The organism is Peribacillus simplex (assembly GCF_001578185.1).
Taxonomy (GTDB): Bacteria; Bacillota; Bacilli; order Bacillales; family DSM-1321; genus Peribacillus; species Peribacillus simplex_A.
The window spans coordinates 3584926-3607789 of record NZ_CP011008.1 but is presented as its reverse complement, the minus strand read 5'-3'; the positions used below and the strand labels follow the sequence as shown (position 1 = coordinate 3607789).

The following is a 22864-nucleotide window of genomic DNA, read 5'->3' as shown; positions in this document are numbered from 1 at the left end:
ACTCGACTTTTCAAATCCATATCAAATAGCACAAGTGATATTCTATCAGACTGCTCATAAATATGCAATACTTCAGATTGAGAATCGAAAAGGAATTATAATTTCAGGAATAAATTCATCTCGTCATGGTTCATTGTACCAAAAAAATGAATAATAAAAAAGCAAAAACGACAGAATGTTTAAGAGAGACTATGGAAATTACTAGATTAGATATCAATTCAAACATCAGGAGGCCGTTATGGAAAATAATTTGGACCTTAGTGAATACGGAATTCGAACAGATTTGGCGATTGAAGCAAAGGAAATTGCCCTTGAACATAAAGGTGTTGTTGAGGAAGTGGATGTATCCCGAATCGAAGGGGTCATTATTAAGGAAAAAGAAGTGGATGATCTGAAGGTATCCTTAGTCGAGGTCACGGCTGAGGGGGAAAAAGAAATCGGTAAAAAAAAGGGCAGCTACTTGACCATCGAAGTCCAGGGGATCCGCCAGCAGGATACGGATACCCAGCAGCGGGTGGAAAAGGTGTTTGCCAACGAACTGGCTTACTTCTTGCAACGGAATAAAATCACCAAAGAAAGCAGTTGTTTAGTTGTCGGACTTGGTAATTGGAATGTTACTCCCGATGCTCTAGGGCCTGCTGTCGTTGAGAATCTTGTAGTCACGAGGCATTTGTTCGAATTGCAGCCGGAGTCCGTCAAGGAAGGCTATCGCCCGGTCAGTGCGATTTCCCCTGGTGTGATGGGGATTACGGGAATCGAGACGAGTGACATCATAAAAGGGGTCATCGAAAAAAGTAACCCTGATTTCCTGATCGTCGTTGATGCCTTGGCTGCCCGTTCGATCGACCGTGTGAATTCAACGATTCAAATTACGGATACAGGCATCCATCCAGGTTCTGGTGTGGGAAATAAACGAAAAGAATTGAGTCAGGAAACACTGGGAGTTCCTGTTATAGCTATTGGAATACCAACCGTAGTAGATGCCGTATCAATTGCCAGTGATACGATTGATTATATATTGAAGCATTTCGGCAAGGAATTGAATGAAGGGGACAGACCATCACGTTCATTGGCACCCGCTGGATTCAGTTTTGGAAAACGTACAAAGCTGACCGAAGAGGATATGCCAGGCGAAAAGGAACGCCAAACCTTCTTGGGGATGATAGGTGTCCTCCCTGATGAAGAGAAACGGAAATTGATATATGAGGTGCTGTCACCGCTTGGCCAAAATTTAATGGTTACACCGAAGGAAGTGGATGTTTTCATTGAGGATATGGCCAATTTGATAGCCAATGGGTTAAATGCAGCGCTCCATCATTCAATAAATCAAGAAAATACCGGTTACTATACCCGTTAAATCATTTTAAGTGCCCAAAAATGGTGTTCTACCCTTTCTAGCAAAGTCATAGGTATTAATAGACAAGCTATAGAGAGGGTGGAAGAATGAAAAGAAGAAATTCGCCAGGAATCATAACAGCCATTCACGGATCAACAATAATAAAAACTTTTCTAGGTATTCTCGCCTTGCTTCTTTTTGTTTTTTCAGTCAGCGGGGTCATGACTTCCCTAAGACCGGAATATCGGATATCCTCGAATTCCGTACATACCGTTGCGAACCAATTTTCAGGAAAAATGCTGTTCGCGATGCTGGCAAATGAAAATCATTATTTTTTTAATGCCCTGCCAGAAGGTAAGCAGGAATCGGTGATCACGAATCAATTGATAAAAGTCTCGACTAACATTTCATTTGAGGACCCGCGAAGTTTACTTGGCCGGGAACTTCCTGGCTTCTCGATTTTTGATAATGAAATCCTCGTGGCTGGGGAGGGGACGAATTATACGAATATGCCGTATGAATCCTCACCGCCAGTAGACGTCCTGAATGAAGAAAGGGATGCATCCCTGCAAAACCTGGATGAGATTGAAGAACCGGAAAAAGGAGTGGCCAATCAGCCGAATCAAACGACCAATGGCCGGAAAGTGGTCGAGATTTATCATAGCCATAACCGGGAATCGTACCTTCCTTATTTAAAAGGGGTGACCAATCCGGATCTGGCCTACCATTCTAAAATCAATATTACGAAACTCGGGAAAAGGATGGTTGAAGATCTGGCTGATAAGGGGATTGGTTCCTCGCTCGATAAAACGGATATCATGGGAAATCTCAATAATAAAGGATTGAATTATACCAAATCCTATCAAGAATCCCGAAAGTCAGTCCAGACGGCATTGGCCACTAACAAAGATTTGGAATATCTGATTGATATCCATCGCGATGCAAAGCGGAAAAAAGATACGACAATTACGATCAAAGGTAAAGAGTATGCCAAAATCGCCTTCGTGATCGGGGGCAATAATCCGAACTATGAAAAAAATGCCGCACTTGCCAATAAGCTTCATATAGCTTTGGAGAAAAAATACCCAGGGATTTCACGCGGGCTTATGAAACAGGGCGGAACTAGACATAATGGTATATATAATCAGGATTTGTCAGGCAATGCCATGCTCATTGAAATTGGCGGTGTTGATAATACATTCGAGGAAATGTACTTAACCGTTGATGCCTTTAGCGATGCTTTCAGCGAATTTTATTGGGATGCCAAAGCAGTGGATAAAACGACTGGGGAATCGGAAGCGAAGTAATTGAAAGGAGTTCTCTATCATGGTTCGATTTTGGTTGAAATGTACAGGGATTGTACTCGTATTATTTTTAGGTGTCCTTATTGGGATGCAGCAAGCGAACGATGGGATGAAAAAGATGAAGGGGTATGAGGATCCCTCTTTGAATAGTGCATTCATCATTAACCAATCGGACAAAGGGGAGATGGAAGCGGATATCCTTGGACAAAAAGTAACAAGTCATGATTTGGAGACGAAAAAAGAAAAGCTTGAAGAAATGAAAGCATTCAACTTTTTCTCTTCGATCGGCAAAGCACTTGGAGATACCATATCAGGGGCCTTCCAAGCACTTATCGATATGATTTAGGTGTGGAATAAGTTGAGTGTGCCCTATCCAAAGGCTGCATCCGAATCCGGAATGCAGCCTTTTTTTATGCTTTGCCCTGTAATGATGCTTCTTTTGTAACTATTCTGTTGAATCTTGCATTTTCTATTGATATAATAAAAAATAGTGTATTGTGTCGACTAGTGGGAGTGAACGTCATGAATAGAGAAGAAAAATTAAAAAGACAATCAAAGATTCGTAACTTTTCCATCATCGCTCATATTGATCATGGTAAATCTACATTGGCGGATCGTATCATTGAAAAAACGAACGCCATGACTCAGCGTGAAATGAAGAGTCAACTGTTGGATTCCATGGATTTAGAGCGTGAGCGTGGAATTACGATTAAATTGAATGCGATTCAATTGAAATATAATGCGAAAGATGGCGAAGAATATATTTTCCATCTTATTGATACACCGGGACATGTCGATTTTACGTATGAAGTGTCACGAAGCCTTGCAGCTTGTGAAGGGGCTGTCCTTGTTGTCGATGCGGCACAGGGTATTGAGGCCCAAACGCTTGCAAACGTGTATTTAGCTTTGGACAACAATCTGGAAATCATTCCGGTCATCAATAAAATTGATTTGCCGAGTGCCGATCCGGAACGGGTACGTGGAGAAATCGAGGAAGTAATCGGGTTGGATGCTTCCGATGCAGTTTTGGCTTCAGCTAAAGCGGGAATCGGAATCGAGGAGATTTTGGAGCAGGTCGTTGAATTGGTCCCAGCTCCACAGGGAGATCCCGATGCCCCGTTCAAGGCGCTTATTTTCGATTCACTGTTTGATGCGTACCGCGGTGTGGTTGCTTATATCCGTGTTGTTGAAGGTTCCATTAAAGTGGGCGACAAAATCAAAATGATGTCCACGGGCAAGGAATTTGATGTAACCGAATTGGGTGTCTTCAATCCAAAGACCCAGCTGTTGGATGAACTGAACGTCGGTGATGTAGGTTTCCTTACGGCAGCCATTAAAAACGTTGGTGATACGACTGTTGGTGATACGATTACCAGTGCCGTGAATAGTGCGACAGAGCCATTGCCGGGCTACCGGAAGATGAATCCGATGGTATATTGCGGTCTATACCCAATTGACGCATCGAAATTCAATGATTTACGGGATGCGTTAGAGAAATTGGAATTGAACGATTCAGCGCTGCAGTTCGAAGCGGAATCATCGCAAGCATTGGGCTTCGGTTTCCGTTGCGGATTCCTTGGACTCCTTCATATGGAAATTATCCAGGAACGGATTGAACGTGAATTCAAAATTGATCTGATCACAACTGCGCCGAGTGTTATTTATGATGTGATCCAAACAGACGGAACGGTCCTGAAAGTAGATAACCCGTCTAATATGCCAGATGCTCAAAAGATTGAACGGGTCGAGGAGCCATACGTCAAAGCGACGATGATGGCACCGACGGAGTTCGTCGGAACGATCATGGAAATCTGTCAAAATAAACGCGGCAACTTCATTGATATGGAATATATCGATGAGACCCGTGTGAGCATTCATTATGAAATACCTTTATCGGAAATCGTGTATGATTTCTTCGATCAATTGAAATCCAATACAAGAGGCTATGCTTCATTCGATTATGAGTTGATTGGCTACAAACCGTCCAAGCTTGTGAAGATGGATATCTTACTGAATGCTGAAACCGTCGATGCTTTAAGTTTCATCGTTCATAAGGACTTTGCCTATGAACGCGGTAAAGTCATTGTTGAAAAATTGAAGAAATTGATTCCAAGACAACAATTTGAAGTGCCGATCCAAGCGGCAATCGGGCAAAAAATCGTGGCCCGTTCTTCGATTAGTGCAATGCGGAAAAACGTATTGGCTAAATGTTACGGCGGCGATATTTCCCGTAAACGTAAGTTGCTCGAAAAACAGAAAGAAGGTAAAAAGCGGATGAAACAGGTAGGTTCCGTTGAAGTGCCGCAAGAAGCTTTCATGGCTGTTTTGAAAATGGATGATACGACACCAAAAAAATAAATAAAATAAACGATAGATAGAAAAAAGAGGGTAGAGGAGATCTAGCCTCTTTTTCTATCGACTCATTCGATTAAAAGGTTGTGAACACAATGATTAAAAGCGCCTACCTCCATATACCATTTTGTGAACATATTTGTCACTATTGTGATTTTAATAAAGTGTTTTTGCAGGGACAGCCGGTCGACGATTATTTACAGATGATGAAAAGGGAAATGGTGATGCAGCTTTCCAAATACCCGACTGCAGGATTGGATACTGTTTTTGTTGGTGGAGGGACACCGACCTCCCTAGATGAAAAGCAGCTTGCATTCTTATGTGAAGCAATCAATGAAACCCTGCCATTTGACCCCAAAAAGGCTGAATATACATTTGAAGCCAATCCAGGGGATCTTTCGAGAGAAAAACTCGAGATACTTTATCATTCAGGTGTCAATAGACTTAGCTTTGGTGTGCAAAGCTTCAATGATGAATTATTAAAACGAATTGGCCGGACCCACCGGGCTCTAGAAGTATATGAAACGATTCATCTGGCTCAAGAGGTTGGCTTTACGAATATCAGCATCGATCTGATTTATGGATTGCCGGGCCAAACGATGGAAGATTTCAATGATACGCTGGATAAAGCGATTGCCCTTCAATTGCCGCATTATTCGAGCTACTCATTGATCGTTGAACCGAAGACGGTTTTTTATAATCAGATGCGAAGGGGTAAATTAAACCTGCCGCCGCAGGAGCTCGAGGCTTCGATGTATGAGAGGCTGATGGAAGAGATGGAGAAGCATGGCCTGCATCAATATGAAATCAGTAATTTTGCCCGTGAAGGGTTTGAAAGCCGGCACAATCTGACATATTGGGATAATGCGGAGTATTATGGGATTGGTGCCGGTGCACATGGCTATACTGGAGGAACAAGAGTGGCCAATCATGGTCCGGTGATGAAATATATCGCACCATTGATGGCGAACCAGCTGCCTGTTTTGGAGGAGCACCCAGTACCGCTTCATGAACGGATGGAAGAGGAGATGTTTTTGGGTCTCCGAAAAACGGAAGGAGTTTCATTGGAAATCTTCAAGAATAAATTTTTTGTTGAAATGACGGAGATTTTCAGGAAACCGCTCGAAGAAGAATCGGCAAAGGGTCTGCTTAAGATAGAAGGCGGGTTCGTGCGCTTGACCGAACGGGGAAAATTGCTTGGAAATGAAGTGTTCCAATCATTTTTAGGCGTTATTGATTCCGAGTGAAGTAAATCTATGTTATTTTAACGATGAATTAGGGGTTTTCATTGTTGACATCATAAGCTTCATTTGATAATTTATTAGTATATTAGCACTCGGAGAGACAGAGTGCTAACAGAGGTGATCATACATGCTAACTGATCGTCAATTATTGATTCTACAAGTGATAATCGAGGATTTTATCCATTCTGCACAGCCAGTTGGGTCACGAAGCTTGTCGAAGAAAGATGAAATTACGTTCAGCTCTGCCACAATTCGAAACGAAATGTCCGATCTTGAAGAAATGGGATTTCTAGAAAAAACCCATACTTCTTCCGGTAGGATTCCTTCTGAAAAAGGGTATAGATATTATGTGGATCATTTACTTTCTCCTCAAGCTCCGAAAAAGAATGAAATGAAGATATTAAAATCCGTTTTTGTAGAACGAATTTATGAATTGGAAAAGATCGTTCAAAAGTCAGCGAAAATACTTTCGGAACTGACGAATTATACGGCGATTGTACTGGGGCCAAAAGTGAATGAGCATAAGCTGAAAAAAATCCAGATCATTCCTCTGAGCCCCGAAACGGCAATAGCCATCATTATCACTGATACAGGTCATGTGGAAAATCGAATGATTTCCTTACCGCCTTCTTTGGATATAAACGAAATTGAAAAGATGGTGAACATATTAAATTCCCGTTTGGTCGATGTTCCGCTGGTTGATCTAAAGGATAAGATTTATAAGGAAGTGGCTGTTCTTTTGAGCCGTCACATCCATAACTATGGATCGATGGTCTCGGTCCTGGCGGATACCCTGACGGACACAAAACCTGAAAAGATATTTTTCGGCGGGAAAACGAATATGCTGAGGCAGCCGGAGTTCCATGATATTGCTAAAGTAAGCACGCTTTTATCAATGATTGAGCAGGAACAGGGATTTTATGAACTCATTACCCAAAATCCATCGGGCATTCACGTCAAGATTGGCCGTGAAAATCAAAACACAGTGCTCGATGACTGCAGTTTGATTACGGCAACCTACTCAATCGGGCAGGAGCAAGTGGGCACATTAGCCATATTGGGTCCAACGAGAATGGAATATTCGAGAGTGATCAGTTTGCTTTCGTTTTTCTCGAAAGATTTAACGGCCCTGATGACAAAACTGTATCAAAAATAGGAGCAAAGGTAATATTGTTAAGGTGGCGGAGGTCATACTCCGCAGCCTGACGTATTACTTTAGCATAAATTGTATAACCCTTTTAGGGAGGTGAGATTGTGACAGAAAATAAAAACGAAGAACAAACATTGGAAAATGAAACAATCGAGGAAAGCGCTGCAGATGCAGTTTTCGCTGAAGATGAAATTCCAGCTGAACAAAACCAGGAGGAAACTCCGGTTGAAAAAGATGAACTTCAATTGGCTCATGAAAAGATCGCTGAGCTTCAGGCAAAAATCGAAGAAATGGATAACCGTTATCTTCGTCTGCAGGCCGATTTTGATAATTCAAGACGCCGTGCCAAGCTTGATATGGAGGCGGCTCAAAAATATAGAGTTCAAAGTATTGCCGTTGATTTAGTGGAAGCTCTTGATAATTTTGAAAGAGCTACAAAAATCGAAGCGGAAAATGAACAGACGAAATCCCTGCTATCTGGCATGGAAATGGTCTACAAAGCGATTATTGATGCATTGACTAAAGAAGGCATCGAACCGATCAGTTCGGTTGGTGAAGAGTTCGATCCGCGTTTGCATCAAGCGGTCATGCAAGTTCAAGATGAAAACTTCGGTTCTAACATCGTCGTCGAGGAATTCCAAAAAGGATACCTTCTTAAAGACCGTGTTATTCGACCTGCAATGGTAAAAGTGAACGAATAAGATTTTTACATATAATAATTGGGAGGTAGTGAAACTATGAGCAAGATTATTGGTATTGACTTAGGTACAACAAACTCTTGTGTATCTGTACTTGAAGGCGGGGAACCAAAAGTAATCCCGAATCCAGAAGGAAACCGTACAACACCATCCGTAGTGGCATTCAAAAATGGAGAAAGACAAGTGGGGGAAGTGGCAAAACGCCAAGCGATTACTAACCCTAACACGATCATTTCCATTAAACGCCATATGGGTACCGACCATAAAGAAGTAATTGAAGGAAAAGAATACTCACCTCAGGAAGTGTCTGCAATCATCCTTCAATACTTAAAATCATACGCTGAAGAGTATCTTGGCGAAAAAGTTACAAAAGCGGTTATCACTGTACCTGCTTATTTCAATGATGCAGAACGTCAAGCAACTAAGGATGCCGGTCAAATTGCTGGTCTTGAAGTGGAACGTATCATCAACGAACCGACAGCTGCAGCACTTGCATACGGTTTGGATAAAACGGAAGAAGATCAAACGATCCTTGTTTTCGACCTTGGCGGCGGTACATTTGACGTATCGATCATGGAACTTGGGGATGGCGTTTTCGAAGTTAAGTCGACAGCCGGTGACAACCGTCTAGGTGGAGATGATTTCGACCAAGTCATCATCGATTACCTAGTAGAAGCATTCAAGAAAGAAAACGGAATCGACCTTTCAAAAGACAAAATGGCGGTTCAACGTTTGAAAGATGCAGCTGAAAAAGCGAAAAAAGATCTTTCCGGCGTAACTTCAACTCAAATTTCTTTACCATTCATCACAGCTGGAGATGCTGGCCCGCTTCACTTGGACGTAACGATGACTAGAGCTAAATTCGATGAGCTTTCTTCAGGTCTTGTGGAACGCACTATGGGACCAACTCGTCAAGCATTGAAAGATGCTGGCCTTTCAGCATCTGAAATCGACAAAGTAATCCTTGTTGGCGGATCTACACGTATTCCTGCGGTTGTTGAAGCGATCAAAAAGGAAATCGGTCAAGAACCAAGCAAAGGTGTAAACCCTGATGAAGTAGTGGCCATGGGTGCTGCAATTCAAGGTGGCGTATTGACAGGGGATGTTAAAGATGTGGTCCTTCTGGATGTAACTCCACTTTCACTTGGAATTGAAACGATGGGCGGAGTATTCACGAAACTGATTGACCGTAATACTACGATTCCGACAAGTAAATCACAAGTATTCTCGACAGCGGCTGATAATCAAACGGCAGTTGATATCCATGTCCTGCAAGGTGAACGTCCAATGTCAGCGGATAACAAAACTCTTGGTCGTTTCCAATTGAGTGACATTCCACCGGCACCGCGTGGAATTCCACAAGTTGAAGTGACATTCGATATCGATAAAAATGGTATCGTGAACGTTCGTGCGAAAGATCTTGGCACGAACAAAGAACAAGCGATCACCATCAAATCATCTTCAGGCCTTTCTGATGAAGAAATCGACCGCATGGTACGTGAGGCGGAAGAAAATGCCGATAGCGATAAACAACGTAAAGAAGAAGTCGAACTTCGTAACGAAGCTGATCAATTAGTTTTCCAAACGGAAAAAACGCTTAAAGATCTAGAAGGTAAAGTTGACGAAGCGGAAGTAACTAAAGCGAATGAAGCGAAGGACGAACTGAAAGCTGCAATCGAGAAAAATGAGCTTGAAGAAATCCGCGTGAAAAAAGATGCACTTAATGAAATCGTTCAAGCTTTGACAATGAAGCTTTATGAAGAAGCGGCAAAAGCTCAGCAAGCTGGCGAAGCCGGTGCTGGCGAATCTGCTCAGGACGATAATGTAGTTGATGCAGAGTACACGGAAGTTAACGAAGAAGAGAAAAAATAAAAAGTGACCCAATCGGGAAACTGATATATATTGGGCAGTTGATTTCTGCCTGCCATTGTAGAAAAGTCAAAGTCAGGTTATCTTGACTTTGGCTTTTTTTACAGTGGATGGAATCATTGCCAGGAAGTGTTGGCATCTGATTTTCTTTTGTTCTTACAATCGCTGGTGGGGAATCATGGAAATTTAGAGAGAAATGTGTGCAAATTGGGACTGGCATTACAATTTACAAAAAAGTGTTAGAGCCGTTTGTACTTTTCTAGTTGATTATTATCTTCGTTCAGTGATAATATTACCTTTATGTGAATCGAATCGGGAGTGGATTTTAGATATGAGTAAACGCGATTATTATGAGGTGTTAGGCCTTTCGAAGAGTGCTTCGAAGGATGAAATCAAAAAAGCGTATCGTAAGCTCTCCAAACAATATCACCCTGATATTAATAAAGCGGACGATGCTGCGGATAAATTTAAAGAAATCAAGGAAGCTTACGAAGTATTGAGCGACGAACAGAAAAAGGCCCATTATGACCAATTCGGACATACAGATCCAAATCAGGGCTTTGGCGGTCAGGACTTTGGTGGTTTCGGCGGTTTTGAAGATATTTTCAGCAGTTTCTTTGGGGGCGGCGGACGCAGGAGAGATCCGAATGCACCACGTCAAGGGGCGGATTTACAGTATACGATGACGCTTTCTTTTGAAGAGGCTGCATTTGGAAAAGAGACTGAAATTGAAATTCCGCGTGAAGAGAATTGTGATACATGCAAAGGATCAGGTGCAAAACCAGGTACAAAAGTGGAAAACTGTTCACATTGTCATGGGACCGGTCAATTGAATGTAGAACAAAACACAGCGTTCGGAAGGATTGTGAACCGGAGAGCATGTCATCATTGTCAAGGAACAGGAAAAATCATTCCTAATAAATGTTCAACATGCGGCGGGGACGGAAAAGTCCAAAAACGTAAAAAGATCCAAGTTAAGGTGCCAGCAGGAATTGATGATGGCCAGCAATTGCGTGTAACCGGACAAGGCGAGCCAGGAATCAATGGCGGACCAGCCGGAGATCTGTATGTAGTCTTCCATGTGCGCAGTCATGAATTCTTTGAGCGGGATGGCGATGATATCTATTGTGAAATGCCTGTTACTTTTGCTCAGGCCGCACTAGGGGATGAAATAGAAGTTCCGACCCTTCATGGAAAAGTGAAGCTGAAGATCCCTGCCGGTACACAAACGAGCACGCGCTTCCGTTTAAAGGGCAAAGGTGTTCCTAATGTCAGAGGATATGGGCAAGGAGATCAACATGTGGTCGTATTAGTGGTCACACCTAAAAAATTAACGGAAAAACAAAAAGACCTGCTTCGTGAGTTCAGCGATATCAGCGGTCAAGGTATTGATGAACATCATGATGGTTTTTTCTCAAAAGTGAAGCGTGCTTTTAAAGATAGGTGAATTAAAGTAAAAGAACAAATTGGGAGTTGGTAGATTATGAAGTGGTCTGAATTTGCAATCCAAACAACGAATGAAGCGGTTGAACCTGTTTCGAATATTCTTCATGAGGCAGGTGCCAGCGGTGTTGTCATTGAGGATCCTCTAGAATTAGTCAAGGAACGCGAAAATGTTTTTGGCGAAATCTACCACTTAAACCCAGATGATTATCCGGATGAAGGTGTATTGATTAAGGCTTATTTGCCAGTTAACAGCTTCCTTGGTGAAACTGTTGATGCTATAAAGGAATCAATTAATAATCTCCTTCAATTTGATATAGACCTTGGGAAGAATATTGTTTCAATTAGTGAAGTGAATGAAGAAGAATGGGCGACGGCTTGGAAAAAATATTATAATCCCGTCAAGATTTCCGAACGGTTTACCATCGTACCGACATGGGAAGATTATACTCCTGTCAGCAGTGACGAATTGATCATTGAACTTGATCCCGGCATGGCCTTCGGAACAGGGACACATCCGACAACGGTCATGTGCATCCAAGCGCTGGAACGTACAGTTCGTCCAGGGGATTTAGTTGTTGATGTAGGAACGGGTTCTGGGGTTCTAAGCATTGCTGCTGCGTTATTGGATGCAGAACGAATCCAGTCCCTTGATTTGGATGAAGTGGCTGTACAGTCAGCTATTCAAAATGTGGAACTTAATAACGTTCAGAATAAAGTGTCCGTTTCACAAGGCAACCTGCTGGATGGTGTGAATGAACAAGCGGATGTCGTCGTGGCTAATATTCTTGCCGAAGTGATCATGCGATTTACGGATGATGTAGCGAAAGTGGTTAAACCTGGCGGATATTTCATCGCTTCTGGAATCATTCAACCAAAGAAACAAGATGTGAAGGATGCGATTATAGGATCCGGATTCACCATTGAGGAAACGATCTTGATGGAAGATTGGGTAGCAATAATAGCGAAAAGAAATGATTAATTGAAAAAGTTACTCTGATTATCGGGTATTTTGATAGTCAGAGTACCTTTTTTTAGCTTGAATCCTTGCATGGCTTGCATTCGGGAAACCTGACTGTTAGCCGCTGTATGTATTTTAGACTAGATGAAGTAGGTGGCAGTGTGCAACGGTATTTTCTTAACGAAGAAGACATCAATGGAAACACGGTGACGATATCAGGTGATGATTTTCACCATATCTCCAGGGTGATGAGAATGGGACCGGGAGAGCGGATAATCACGGTGAAAGCTAATGGTATGACTGCTGTCACGGAAATTTCCGAAATAACTGATGATGTTGTTATAGGGACTGTTATCGAATGGAAGAATGAAGAAAAGGAACTTCCTGTGAGGGTTGTGATAGCGAGCGGTCTGCCTAAAGGGGATAAATTGGAATATATCGTACAAAAGGGTACGGAACTGGGTGCGGTTGAGTTTATCCCTTTTATTGCTGCTCGTTCGGTGGTAAAATGGGACCACAAAAAGGTAGGCAAGAAATTGGAGAGGCTCCAGAAGATTTCAAAAGAGGCGGCCGAGCAATCTCACCGCACGGTTATCCCTGCCATCAAGGAGCCGATGACGGCAGATCAGCTAGCTGGGTATGCAACTGGTTTCGATCATAAATTAATCGCTTTTGAAGAAGAGGCAAAGCGGGGGGAAACTTCTGTACTCGCTTCGGTCCTGAAGGATATCACCGGAGGGCAATCGATATTATTTGTCTTTGGTCCTGAAGGTGGTTTAGCAGATAAGGAAATTGAAAAACTGTCTGATGCCGGTTTTGTAGCTTGCGGTCTTGGACCAAGAATATTAAGAACTGAAACAGCACCTTTATATGCACTTTCCGCTGTTTCTTATCATGTAGAACTTTTGAGGTGATGAAAAATGGCAACGGTCGCTTTCCATACATTAGGCTGTAAAGTGAATCATTATGAAACAGAGGCTATTTGGCAATTATTTAAAACTGGGGGATATGATCGTGTTGAGTTTGAAAATACATCAGATGTATATGTCATCAACACATGCACGGTGACAAACACTGGCGATAAGAAAAGCCGTCAGGTCATCCGTCGTGCCATTCGTAAAAATCCGAATGCCGTCATAGCGGTAACGGGATGTTACGCTCAGACATCGCCAGCTGAAATCATGGCCATACCAGGTGTGGATATTGTTGTAGGAACACAGGACAGGGTTAAACTTCTTGATTATATCGAGCAATTCAAGGTGGAACGTGAACCAATCAATGCTGTAGGAAATATCATGAAAAACCGTGTCTATGAAGAGTTGGATGTACCAGCTTTTACAGACCGTACACGCGCTTCGCTAAAGATTCAGGAAGGCTGCAATAATTTCTGCACTTTCTGCATCATACCTTGGGCTCGTGGCTTGATGCGTTCCCGCGATCCGAAGGAAGTCGTTCACCAAGCTGAGCAGCTTGTCGAGGCAGGCTATAAGGAGTTAGTCCTGACCGGAATCCATACTGGCGGCTACGGAGACGATTTGAAGGACTATAATTTGGCGATGCTGCTGCGGGACTTGGAAAAAATCGATGGGCTGAAGCGTATCCGTATTTCATCCATTGAAGCCAGCCAAATTACAGATGAGATCATTGAAGTGCTGACGAATTCGAAAAAAGTCGTACGTCATTTGCATATACCAATCCAATCGGGTTCCGATACAGTACTAAAACGGATGAGACGTAAATATACGATGGATTTCTTCGGTGATCGAATCGAAAAGTTGAAAATTGCACTTCCGGGTCTTGCTGTTACCTCTGATGTCATCGTAGGTTTCCCAGGTGAAACCGAAGAAGAATTCATGGAGACATATAACTTTATAGAAAAATATAAATTCTCCGAACTTCATGTTTTCCCTTATTCAAAACGGACAGGGACTCCGGCTGCCCGTATGGAGGGTCAAGTGGATGAAGATGTCAAAAATGAACGTGTCCACCGGCTTATCGCTTTGTCGGATCAGCTGGCAAAAGAGTATGCCTCCCGATTCGAGGGTGAAGTTCTGGAAGTCATTCCTGAAACGAAGTTGGAAAATGGCCTTTATGAAGGCTACTCCGATAATTATATGAAAATCGTTTTCCCGGCTTCAGATGAAATGGTCGGTGAAATCGTAAAAGTGAAAATTACGAAGTCTGGCTATCCATTTAGTGAAGGACAGTTCGTGACGATTGTAAAGGATTTACCATTGCAACAAGCATCAAATATTTAAGACGGCGATTTAACGCTGTCTTTTTTTTTATTCTCTGTTTGATGTGTTTTCTTGGAACGTTCGGGTAAAGACTATATATATCGTCAAAGTGGATAAATTATGGTATGATTAGAGGTACGTACAACTAGTAATAGATTGTTTTGAGGAGGATTATTAATGTCACAAAATGTAGCAGGTTTAATTGACCACACGTTATTAAAAGCAGATGCAACCAAAGAGCAAATTAAGGTATTATGCGAAGAAGCGAGAGAGTATAACTTTGCTTCCGTATGCGTAAACCCGACATGGGTTAAGTATGCAAGCGAACTTTTGGAAGGTTCAGAAGTGAAAGTTTGTACGGTTATCGGGTTCCCTCTAGGTGCAACCACACCGGAAACTAAAGCTTTTGAAACGAAAGATGCCATCAGCAATGGTGCTCACGAAGTCGATATGGTGATCAATATCGGCGCATTGAAGGACAAGGATGATGAGTTGGTAGAGCGGGATATCCGTGCTGTGATAGCTGCATCCACTGGTAAGGCTCTATCGAAAGTAATCATTGAAACCTCTCTATTGACTGAGGAAGAAAAAGTCCGTGCTTGTGAACTGGCAGTAAAAGCGGGAACGGATTATGTTAAAACATCAACAGGTTTTTCGACCGGCGGTGCGACTGTTGAAGATATCACGCTCATGAGAAAAACGGTCGGTCCCGATATCGGTGTCAAAGCTTCAGGTGGTGTCCGCAACACGAGTGATGCCCAGAAAGTGATTGAAGCTGGTGCAACAAGAATTGGTGCGAGTGCAGGTGTCTCCATCGTAAAGGGCTTAACGGCTGAATCCGATTATTGATTTTTTTCAAAGGCGGAGAATAATTTTTCTCCGCCTTTTTTTTATTCCCCTTTTTCCCACCACGTCTGATCGCGCTTGCTTCATTCCTGTCCAAGAAAAAGCTCTCCACGGCAAAAAATGAAAGATGTATCAATTTTGAATTCTCACTAGTTATTTTTGGAACCAGCAACTTTTAAAGAAAACCGCACAAGCGCGAGTTTCACGAGTTAGAACGGCGAATTCACGAGTGAAGCACCGAAATTGAGTGAATGTCATGAAAATGCAAAAGAAAACGCCCCAAAATTAAGCTAAAGCGCGCAATTTTGAGGAGGAAATTGAAATTCACGAGTAAAAGTGCAAAATTCACGAGTAAAGCACCGGAATTCACGAGTAAACGTGCAAAACTCACGAGTAAAGCACCGAAATTGAGTAAATGTCATGAAAATGCAAAAGAAAACGCCCCAAAATTAAGCCAAAGCGCGCAATTTTGAGGAGGAAATTGAAATTCACGAGTAAAAGTGCAAAACTCACGAGTAAAGCACCGGAATTCACGAGTAAACTTGCAAAATTCACGAGTAAAGCACCGAAATTGAGTGAATGTCATGAAAATGCAAAAGAAAACGCCCCAAAATTAAGCTAAAGCGCGCAATTTTGAGGAGGAAATTGAAATTCACGAGTAAAAGCGCAAAACTCACGAGTAAAGCACCGGAATTCACGAGTAAACGTGCAAAACTCACGAGTAAAAGCGCAAATTTCACGAGTAAAGCACCAAAACCCACGAGCAAACCTCCGAAATTGTCCCCAAAGCCATTGACTTTTAGGTCAGGCCTTTATTTTTTAGGGGGACGGTGCACCCAAAGAATGAAGCTGGAGAATTGGCGTGCGAAAGGCAAGACAGCCAAAGAAGTCAAGATATTGAAAATGACACTAGCATGGGCGAGTTGTTTCCCCTCGTTTTCGGTGAAAAAGGCAGCCGTTCGTTCCAGGATGTCCACAAAAGGCAGGAATGCAGCAACCCCGATGACGTTTAGCCAAATATGTGCATAAGCTGTGAAGGCAGCTTGTCTACCAGACCCGATGCTGGCCATGTATCCGGTGATGCAAGTGCCTATATTGGATCCAAACATGATGATGATTGCGGAAGCGACGGATAACTCCCCATTCATCAAAAAGCTCATGGCTATCCCGATGGTAGCGGAACTAGAGTGAATGAGTGCCGTCAATAATATCCCTGCTAATAGGGCATAACTCATATGGCCCTCTATGTAATTGATGAGCGTTTGTATGGATGGATAGGCTGCAATTGGTGTCGAAAGCGTTTTAAAACCACTCATAGCCGCAAAGATGGCCGAGATTCCGATCAATGTCATACCTAAGCTTCGCGATAATACATTTGGCATGAAGCAAAGGAAAGCGCCGCTGATGACACCTGGGATGATCCAACCATCCAAAGAGATGGTCATGAACTCTGCCGTGAAGGTGGATCCGATATTCGTTCCAAGAATAATCCCGATTGTTTGCGGGAACGTTAAGCTTCCTGCAGAAACGAGGCCGACAGTCATGACCATGACCGCCGAGCTGCTTTGCAAGATCCCCGTAAAGATGGTTCCGGCCATGAAACCCTTCCATGGTTTATCCGTTACTTTTGAGAGAAATGTTTTTAATGCTGCACCGGACATATTGAACAACCCGATTCGTAAAACTGACATACCAGCCAAAAATATCGCAATGAATAGTAGGAATAAAAATAGTTCATACATGACTGTCACCCCTTTAATAACTTATGGTCCGTTAAGGGGAGACATGCTATAAATTGGGTTTCCATGCCGTTGAATGATGGTTTAAAGAAAAATTATGATAATAACATGATAATATTCAAAATAAGTTTGATTTTATTGGTTGACCTGCTAAAGATGATATATTATAATTGTTTAGTACATGTATAACATGTTGACAACTTGAGTTAGTGTGTTGTTTTCGGAGGGAGGGAAAGAGATGTCTAAAACCGTCGTTCGTAAAAACGAATCGCTTGAAGATGCTCTTCGTCGTTTCAAACGTACTGTATCTAAAGCAGGATCGCTTCAGGAAGCTAGGAAGCGTGAATTTTATGAAAAACCAAGCGTAAAACGTAAGAAAAAGTCTGAAGCTGCAAGAAAACGTAAATTCTAAGAGAGGGTGGAAAGATGAGTCTTCTCGAGCGTTTAAATAATGATATGAAACAAGCGATGAAGAACAAGGAAAAGGACAAACTATCTGTTATTCGGATGCTGAAAGCTTCTATTCAAAACGAAGCACTGAAGCAGAGACAAGATTTAACAGATGATGAAGAATTGACAGTGCTCTCTCGCGAATTAAAACAACGCAAAGACTCCCTCCAGGAGTTTGAAAACGCAGGTCGTTCCGATCTCGTGGATAAAGTCCGCACCGAACTAGTATACGTAGAGGCATATATGCCTGAGCAACTTTCAGAAGAAGAGATTTCTAAAATTGTTAAACAAACGATTGAAGAAGTCAATGCAACATCCAAAGCAGATATGGGGAGAGTTATGGGAGCTTTAATGCCTAAAGTTAAAGGTAAAGCGGATGGTTCTCTAGTAAACAAATTAGTACAACTACATCTATCTTAAACTCGAAACTTAAAACTCGAAACCTAACCGCAGGCAAATTGCCTGTGGTTTTTGTGTATTTCCTGGTTTTTGTGCGTATATTCTTGAAACAAAGCCAAAGATAATATGGGCACTTTCAATTTTATTTGCTTTTTTTGAAACCTTTTTCATATACATACGTAATAACTAAAGAACAGAGTATAGGGTTGCTTCATTTGCTCCTTATTCGAATTTTAGTTGCGGGCTGAATTTTACTGGTAAGTATCTTCCTGAAAGTTGGAGGCACTTACAGCGTTTAAGACGGTAAAGGGGGGGCGTTCTGCCTGAAAATTTGGCGTTATTTATCTGTACTCTTATTTGGATTGCTGTTCGCCATGTCTTCATTTGGAGGATCGGTGGTTTCTGCAAAAGAGAAGATCGTTTACCATGTTCCAATTGAAGAAACGGTGGAAAAGGGACTCTCGGCCTTTTTGGAGCGTGCGCTGACCACTGCTGAAGCTGCTGATGCAGATCTTGTGGTATTCGAGGTGAACACCCCTGGAGGCGCTGTGGATGCAGCAGGGGAAATTGCGAAGTTACTGTCCGATTCACCAATTAAGACTGTTGCTTACGTGAATAACAGGGCTTTATCTGCAGGTGCATATATTTCCCTAAGTGCAGATGAGATCTATATGGTTCCAAGTGCCACTATGGGATCAGCGGCAGTGATTGATTCATCGGGGAACGCTGCAGGTAAGAAAGCCCAATCTTATTGGCTGGCTGCCATGAAGACTGCTGCAGAACAAAATGGTCGCGATCCCATATTCGCTCAGGCGATGGCGGATGATGACATCGACCTTCCCGAATATGGGGCGGAAAGAGGAAAGTTGCTGACATTTACAGCTGAACAGGCAAAAAAAGCTGGTTATAGTGAAGGCACCGTCTCTGGGAAAGCGGAATTGTATAGTATACTTGGGGTTGAGGATGCCGATATTCGGTCAATCGAAGAAAGCTTTCCAGAGAAACTTGCCCGCTTTTTGACCAATCCGATTGTCGTCCCCATTTTATTGACGATAGCAGGAATCGGGATTGTGATTGAATTGTTTTCACCTGGTTTTGGAATTCCGGGGGTAATTGGGATCTCCAGTCTTGTCTTATTCTTCTATGGTCATCTTGTCGCTGGTATCACCGGGTACGAATCGTTAGCGATGTTCATCATCGGGGTCATTCTTGTACTAGTTGAGTTTTTTATCCCAGGGGGGATTATCGGTCTGCTTGGATTTACGGCGATTGTGGGGAGTTTATTCCTCGCATCAGGTGATCCGGTTCATATGACGATATCCTTGCTAATTGCGGTCACCGTATCCATTTTGGTATTCATCCTACTTGTAAAGGTGTTTGGAAAACAAATGAAATTTTTCAGGAAAATGATATTAACCGATGCAACAAAAACGGAACAAGGATATGTCAGCAATCCGAATCGAGTGGATTTATTAGGTGTGGAAGGGAAGGCCCTTACAGATTTGAGGCCTTCAGGAACAGCTTTAATCAAAGATGAAAGAGTGGATGTCGTGACTGAAGGAAGCTTTATTTCCAAAGGTTCGTCAATCATGATCGTTAAAGTTGAAGGATCTAGGGTGGTCGTCCGGGAAATTCCGGATTCAAATTAAAAAATTTTAAGAAACAGGAAGGATGAATCATTAAGTGATAACTTCAGGAACGATATTTATTGTACTGGCAGTGATTGCTGCCATAATCGTATTGGCAGTGTTTTTCACATTCGTACCAGTAATGTTATGGATTTCCGCTTTAGCGGCAGGAGTCAAAATCAGTATATTTACATTAGTAGGGATGAGGCTTCGCCGTGTTATACCAAGCAGGGTTGTCAATCCGCTTATCAAGGCCCATAAGGCTGGAATCAATGTTTCAACGAATCAATTGGAGAGCCATTACCTTGCAGGCGGTAATGTCGATCGCGTAGTGAATGCTTTAATTGCTGCAGAACGTGCCAATATCGTGCTACCTTTCGAACGGGGTGCAGCTATTGACCTTGCAGGTCGGGATGTACTGCAAGCCGTTCAAATGAGCGTTAACCCGAAAGTGATCGAAACTCCATTCATCTCTGGTGTAGCGATGAATGGTATTGAAGTGAAAGCAAAGGCGAGGATTACGGTCCGTGCCAATATTGAACGTCTAGTCGGTGGTGCCGGCGAAGAGACAATCATTGCCCGTGTAGGTGAAGGGATCGTATCGACGATCGGTGCTTCGAAAATGCATACGGATGTACTTGAAAACCCCGATTTGATTTCAAGAACGGTTTTATCAAAAGGGTTGGATTCTGGAACGGCATTCGAAATTCTTTCCATTGATATCGCTGAAGTGGATATCGGGAAAAATATTGGGGCCATATTACAGACTGACCAAGCTGAGGCCGATAAGAAAATAGCCCAGGCAAAAGCCGAAGAACGCCGTGCAATGGCTGTTGCACTTGAACAGGAAATGGTTGCCCGTGTTCAGGAAATGAGAGCGAAGGTTGTTCAATCAGAAGCGGAAGTTCCGTTGGCGATGGCCGATGCACTGAAAAGCGGCAATCTGGGAGTGATGGATTATATGAATATCCAAAACATCACGGCAGATACGGATATGCGCGATTCCATCAGTAAAATATCCGAAAATCCAAAAGATGGCAATAACAACAATAATAATAATTAGGTCAGGGAAGGGAGGTCTTTAAATGGGAGATATTATTGATTTCTTTCTCAAGAACCCATTCCTTATCATTGTCTTGATCGGTATTTTAACGTCCATGTTAGGAAAGAAAAAGCAGCCTCAGCAAAATGATGATCCAAACAGGCCTCCGAAAAAGAACTGGCAGGAGGTCATGCGGGAGCTTCAAGGTGAAATGTCACAAGGGGATCAGCAGCAAAGGCCTGCCCCTGCTCCCGTAAGGAAAGTCGAACAGCAGGCAACGCAGGCTGTTGAAGTAAACGATGAGACGAAGAATGAAGCGAACAAAAGGATTGCTGAGCTTAGACGGCTTCAGCAGAAGTACGATCAAGAGCGTTTATATCAAAAAGCGAAGGCAGATCAAATTACATCAGCGATATCTGATAACAGCAGTCCGGTCTATCGCAAAGGACCTTCTTTTGGCAAAAAGCAGCTGATTGATGGCATTATCATGTCAGAAGTGCTGGGACCGCCAAGGGCGAAGCGAAGTCTTCAGAGGTCCAGAAGGTAACAGAGTGCAACACCGGGCTTTTTTCATTACATCCTTGATGCCACGAAAAAATAGGCTTTCATTCCCTTATAATTTTGTGCTAGAACCCTCTTTCATTTCATACATTGAGATGAAAGGGGGTTCTTTTTTATGGCACGCAATTGGGGAAAAAAAGTGAAACAGCTTATGACCAAAACAATGGACCTTCCGCAAGATGTCATGATGGACCTGCCGCGAATTACAATGATCGGACAATTACATATTTATATTGAAAACCATCGTGGCTTATTGGCTTTTACAGACAGCGAAGTGCGATTGATGCTGAAAAATGGGCAGTTGCTGATAAAGGGAAACGCCTTTGTCATAAAGACGATTTTGCCGGAAGAAATCATGCTCGAAGGCAAAATTGACAAGGTTTATTTTATCAATGAATGATCCCGGGAGGTCTCCATGAAAAACCAATGGACAAACTATTATACAGGCTATGTAAAAGTGAAGGCATATGGAAAAGGCGCAGAACGGCTGATTAACATGCTGACGAGAAGAGGGCTGCATATCTGGGATGTGAAGCGCGTCGGCAGCGAAGCCCTGATTTTTCATATGGATGTTAGGGATATCCCTAAACTCCGTCAGGTCATGCGTAAGAGCGATTGTAAAGTAAAATTCATGCAGGGAAAGGGTGTCCCTTTCCTAATGAAGAGGGTTATGAAAAACAGCGGATTTTTAGTGGGCCTGATCGCTTTCCTGCTTTGCATATTTGTACTTTCCAATATGGTATGGGGCATCGAGGTACAAGATGCCAAGCCGGCAACCGAGCATGCCATCCGGAAAGAATTGGACAAGATGGGCGTGAAGATCGGTAAAGTGCAATTCTTTGTTGATGATGTGGATACGATTCAGCGTAAGCTGTCGGACCGGATTGGTGCATTGACATGGGTGGGGGTAGAGCTAAAGGGAACGACATACCATTTCAGGGTTGTTGAAAAACGGCAGCCTAAAGAAGTAGAGAAAACATCTCCACAGAATTTGGTAGCTTCCAAAAAAGCGATCATCACTAATATGTTCGTTGAAAAGGGACAATCTATAGTTAATGTGAATGATTATGTAGGAAAAGGACAGCTGCTTGTTTCTGGACTGATTGGAAAAGAGGATAAACAGGAAATTGTATCCGCAAAGGGAGTAATAAAAGGGAAAACGTGGTATAAAGCGAAAGTGGATGTTCCGTTAAAAACCAAGTTTGCTGTTTTTAACGGAAATGAAACGAGTAGGCACTTTTTGAAAATGGGGGAATTTTCACTGCCTATTTGGGGATTCAAGGATCCGGGATATGAAAAACAGGTAAAAGAAACGACAGTGAGGCCGTTTCACTTTCTTCAATGGGAACTGCCCATTTCTTATAAACAGGTGACCTTAAGGAGCAAGGAAGACATTGTTCGGAGTTATACAGAGGAAGAAGCGGTGAAGGAAGGCAGGAAAATGGCTAAAGCAGAATTGGAAAAGCATTTAGACGAGGAAGATGAAATCGTCGAAGAAAAAATTTTGCACGAAAGCATAGAGAATGGTAAAGTTAAATTATCTATACATTACCAAGTTATTGAAGATATAGCGATTGGACAGCCAATCATTCAAGGAGACTAACG

Annotated in this window: 21 protein-coding genes; 20 read left to right on the top strand and 1 reads right to left on the bottom strand. The window is 42.6% G+C overall.

Annotation, left to right across the window (positions count from 1 at the left end):
- Nucleotides 1-238: 238 nt before the first annotated feature.
- The 13 genes from gpr (at nt 239) to deoC (ending at nt 15443) form a co-directional block, all read left to right on the top strand.
- Nucleotides 239-1357: a GPR endopeptidase gene (gene gpr / locus UP17_RS16815; RefSeq protein WP_061464122.1), complete on the top strand. Its 1119-nt coding sequence runs from the start codon at nt 239-241 to the stop codon at nt 1355-1357.
- A gap of 86 nt (nt 1358-1443) precedes the next feature.
- Entirely contained in the window at nt 1444-2643 is a 1200-nt protein-coding gene (gene spoIIP, locus UP17_RS16810; protein ID WP_061464121.1) for a stage II sporulation protein P, read from the top strand.
- Between the two features lie 19 nt (nt 2644-2662).
- On the top strand, nt 2663-2986 hold the full coding sequence (locus UP17_RS16805) for a YqxA family protein (RefSeq protein WP_061464120.1): 324 nt from the start codon (nt 2663-2665) through the stop codon (nt 2984-2986).
- A 176-nt stretch (nt 2987-3162) separates the two neighbouring features.
- Nucleotides 3163-4998: a translation elongation factor 4 gene (gene lepA, locus UP17_RS16800; RefSeq protein WP_061464119.1), complete on the top strand. Its 1836-nt coding sequence runs from the start codon at nt 3163-3165 to the stop codon at nt 4996-4998.
- Between the two features lie 89 nt (nt 4999-5087).
- Nucleotides 5088-6239, top strand: coding sequence for a radical SAM family heme chaperone HemW (hemW, locus tag UP17_RS16795; RefSeq protein WP_061464118.1), 1152 nt, complete (start codon nt 5088-5090; stop codon nt 6237-6239).
- A gap of 124 nt (nt 6240-6363) precedes the next feature.
- Complete coding sequence (hrcA, locus tag UP17_RS16790) at nt 6364-7392, top strand: heat-inducible transcriptional repressor HrcA (protein WP_061464116.1); 1029 nt, start codon at nt 6364-6366, stop codon at nt 7390-7392.
- Nucleotides 7393-7490: 98 nt separating this feature from the next.
- Entirely contained in the window at nt 7491-8087 is a 597-nt protein-coding gene (gene grpE, locus UP17_RS16785; protein WP_061464115.1) for a nucleotide exchange factor GrpE, read from the top strand.
- 36 nt (nt 8088-8123) lie between these two features.
- Complete coding sequence (dnaK, locus tag UP17_RS16780) at nt 8124-9956, top strand: molecular chaperone DnaK (RefSeq protein WP_061464114.1); 1833 nt, start codon at nt 8124-8126, stop codon at nt 9954-9956.
- 328 nt (nt 9957-10284) lie between these two features.
- The gene (gene dnaJ, locus UP17_RS16775) at nt 10285-11400 is read left to right on the top strand and encodes a molecular chaperone DnaJ (RefSeq protein ID WP_061464113.1); all 1116 of its coding nucleotides are present in this window, start codon (nt 10285-10287) and stop codon (nt 11398-11400) included.
- A gap of 36 nt (nt 11401-11436) precedes the next feature.
- The gene (prmA, locus tag UP17_RS16770; protein ID WP_061464112.1) at nt 11437-12378 is read left to right on the top strand and encodes a 50S ribosomal protein L11 methyltransferase; all 942 of its coding nucleotides are present in this window, start codon (nt 11437-11439) and stop codon (nt 12376-12378) included.
- A gap of 140 nt (nt 12379-12518) precedes the next feature.
- Nucleotides 12519-13271, top strand: a complete 753-nt coding sequence (locus UP17_RS16765) for a 16S rRNA (uracil(1498)-N(3))-methyltransferase (protein WP_061464111.1) — start codon at nt 12519-12521, stop codon at nt 13269-13271.
- A 6-nt stretch (nt 13272-13277) separates the two neighbouring features.
- On the top strand, nt 13278-14615 hold the full coding sequence (gene mtaB, locus UP17_RS16760) for a tRNA (N(6)-L-threonylcarbamoyladenosine(37)-C(2))-methylthiotransferase MtaB (RefSeq protein ID WP_061464110.1): 1338 nt from the start codon (nt 13278-13280) through the stop codon (nt 14613-14615).
- Between the two features lie 156 nt (nt 14616-14771).
- Entirely contained in the window at nt 14772-15443 is a 672-nt protein-coding gene (gene deoC, locus UP17_RS16755; RefSeq protein WP_061464109.1) for a deoxyribose-phosphate aldolase, read from the top strand.
- 809 nt (nt 15444-16252) lie between these two features.
- On the opposite strand, the gene UP17_RS16750 is transcribed toward deoC, so the two are convergent.
- Nucleotides 16253-17182, bottom strand: a complete 930-nt coding sequence (locus UP17_RS16750; protein WP_061464108.1) for a Na/Pi symporter — start codon at nt 17180-17182, stop codon at nt 16253-16255.
- Nucleotides 17183-17417: 235 nt separating this feature from the next.
- Here UP17_RS16750 and rpsU point away from each other — a divergent pair, with 235 nt between their 5' ends.
- The 7 genes from rpsU (at nt 17418) to yqfD (ending at nt 22862) form a co-directional block, all read left to right on the top strand.
- Entirely contained in the window at nt 17418-17591 is a 174-nt protein-coding gene (gene rpsU, locus UP17_RS16745) for a 30S ribosomal protein S21 (RefSeq protein WP_028391853.1), read from the top strand.
- 14 nt (nt 17592-17605) lie between these two features.
- Nucleotides 17606-18049, top strand: a complete 444-nt coding sequence (locus tag UP17_RS16740; RefSeq protein ID WP_061464107.1) for a GatB/YqeY domain-containing protein — start codon at nt 17606-17608, stop codon at nt 18047-18049.
- 353 nt (nt 18050-18402) lie between these two features.
- Nucleotides 18403-19677 carry an NfeD family protein gene (locus UP17_RS16735; protein ID WP_081108860.1) on the top strand — a complete coding sequence of 425 codons (1275 nt, stop codon included), beginning with the start codon at nt 18403-18405 and terminating at the stop codon, nt 19675-19677.
- Between the two features lie 52 nt (nt 19678-19729).
- Nucleotides 19730-20719 (top strand): flotillin-like protein FloA, encoded by a 990-nt coding sequence (floA, locus tag UP17_RS16730; protein WP_410861888.1) that lies wholly within the window; start codon nt 19730-19732, stop codon nt 20717-20719.
- A gap of 22 nt (nt 20720-20741) precedes the next feature.
- Nucleotides 20742-21245 carry a hypothetical protein gene (locus UP17_RS16725; RefSeq protein ID WP_061464104.1) on the top strand — a complete coding sequence of 168 codons (504 nt, stop codon included), beginning with the start codon at nt 20742-20744 and terminating at the stop codon, nt 21243-21245.
- A 129-nt stretch (nt 21246-21374) separates the two neighbouring features.
- Complete coding sequence (gene yqfC / locus UP17_RS16720; RefSeq protein ID WP_034308511.1) at nt 21375-21659, top strand: sporulation protein YqfC; 285 nt, start codon at nt 21375-21377, stop codon at nt 21657-21659.
- Between the two features lie 15 nt (nt 21660-21674).
- The gene (yqfD, locus tag UP17_RS16715; RefSeq protein WP_061464103.1) at nt 21675-22862 is read left to right on the top strand and encodes a sporulation protein YqfD; all 1188 of its coding nucleotides are present in this window, start codon (nt 21675-21677) and stop codon (nt 22860-22862) included.
- Nucleotides 22863-22864: the final 2 nt, after the last annotated feature.

Excerpts from the sequence above, each read along its gene's own strand:
- gpr (WP_061464122.1), top strand. The coding sequence starts at position 239 with ATGGAAAATAATTTGGACCTTAGTGAATACGGAATTCGAACAGATTTG.
- spoIIP (WP_061464121.1), top strand. The coding sequence starts at position 1,444 with ATGAAAAGAAGAAATTCGCCAGGAATCATAACAGCCATTCACGGATCA.
- UP17_RS16805 (WP_061464120.1), top strand. The coding sequence starts at position 2,663 with ATGGTTCGATTTTGGTTGAAATGTACAGGGATTGTACTCGTATTATTT.
- lepA (WP_061464119.1), top strand. The coding sequence starts at position 3,163 with ATGAATAGAGAAGAAAAATTAAAAAGACAATCAAAGATTCGTAACTTT.
- hemW (WP_061464118.1), top strand. The coding sequence starts at position 5,088 with ATGATTAAAAGCGCCTACCTCCATATACCATTTTGTGAACATATTTGT.
- hrcA (WP_061464116.1), top strand. The coding sequence starts at position 6,364 with ATGCTAACTGATCGTCAATTATTGATTCTACAAGTGATAATCGAGGAT.
- dnaK (WP_061464114.1), top strand. The coding sequence starts at position 8,124 with ATGAGCAAGATTATTGGTATTGACTTAGGTACAACAAACTCTTGTGTA.
- dnaJ (WP_061464113.1), top strand. The coding sequence starts at position 10,285 with ATGAGTAAACGCGATTATTATGAGGTGTTAGGCCTTTCGAAGAGTGCT.
- prmA (WP_061464112.1), top strand. The coding sequence starts at position 11,437 with ATGAAGTGGTCTGAATTTGCAATCCAAACAACGAATGAAGCGGTTGAA.
- mtaB (WP_061464110.1), top strand. The coding sequence starts at position 13,278 with ATGGCAACGGTCGCTTTCCATACATTAGGCTGTAAAGTGAATCATTAT.
- deoC (WP_061464109.1), top strand. The coding sequence starts at position 14,772 with ATGTCACAAAATGTAGCAGGTTTAATTGACCACACGTTATTAAAAGCA.
- UP17_RS16750 (WP_061464108.1), bottom strand. The coding sequence starts at position 17,182 with ATGTATGAACTATTTTTATTCCTACTATTCATTGCGATATTTTTGGCT.
- rpsU (WP_028391853.1), top strand. The coding sequence starts at position 17,418 with ATGTCTAAAACCGTCGTTCGTAAAAACGAATCGCTTGAAGATGCTCTT.
- UP17_RS16740 (WP_061464107.1), top strand. The coding sequence starts at position 17,606 with ATGAGTCTTCTCGAGCGTTTAAATAATGATATGAAACAAGCGATGAAG.
- UP17_RS16735 (WP_081108860.1), top strand. The coding sequence starts at position 18,403 with ATGTCTTCATTTGGAGGATCGGTGGTTTCTGCAAAAGAGAAGATCGTT.
- UP17_RS16725 (WP_061464104.1), top strand. The coding sequence starts at position 20,742 with ATGGGAGATATTATTGATTTCTTTCTCAAGAACCCATTCCTTATCATT.
- yqfC (WP_034308511.1), top strand. The coding sequence starts at position 21,375 with ATGGCACGCAATTGGGGAAAAAAAGTGAAACAGCTTATGACCAAAACA.
- yqfD (WP_061464103.1), top strand. The coding sequence starts at position 21,675 with ATGAAAAACCAATGGACAAACTATTATACAGGCTATGTAAAAGTGAAG.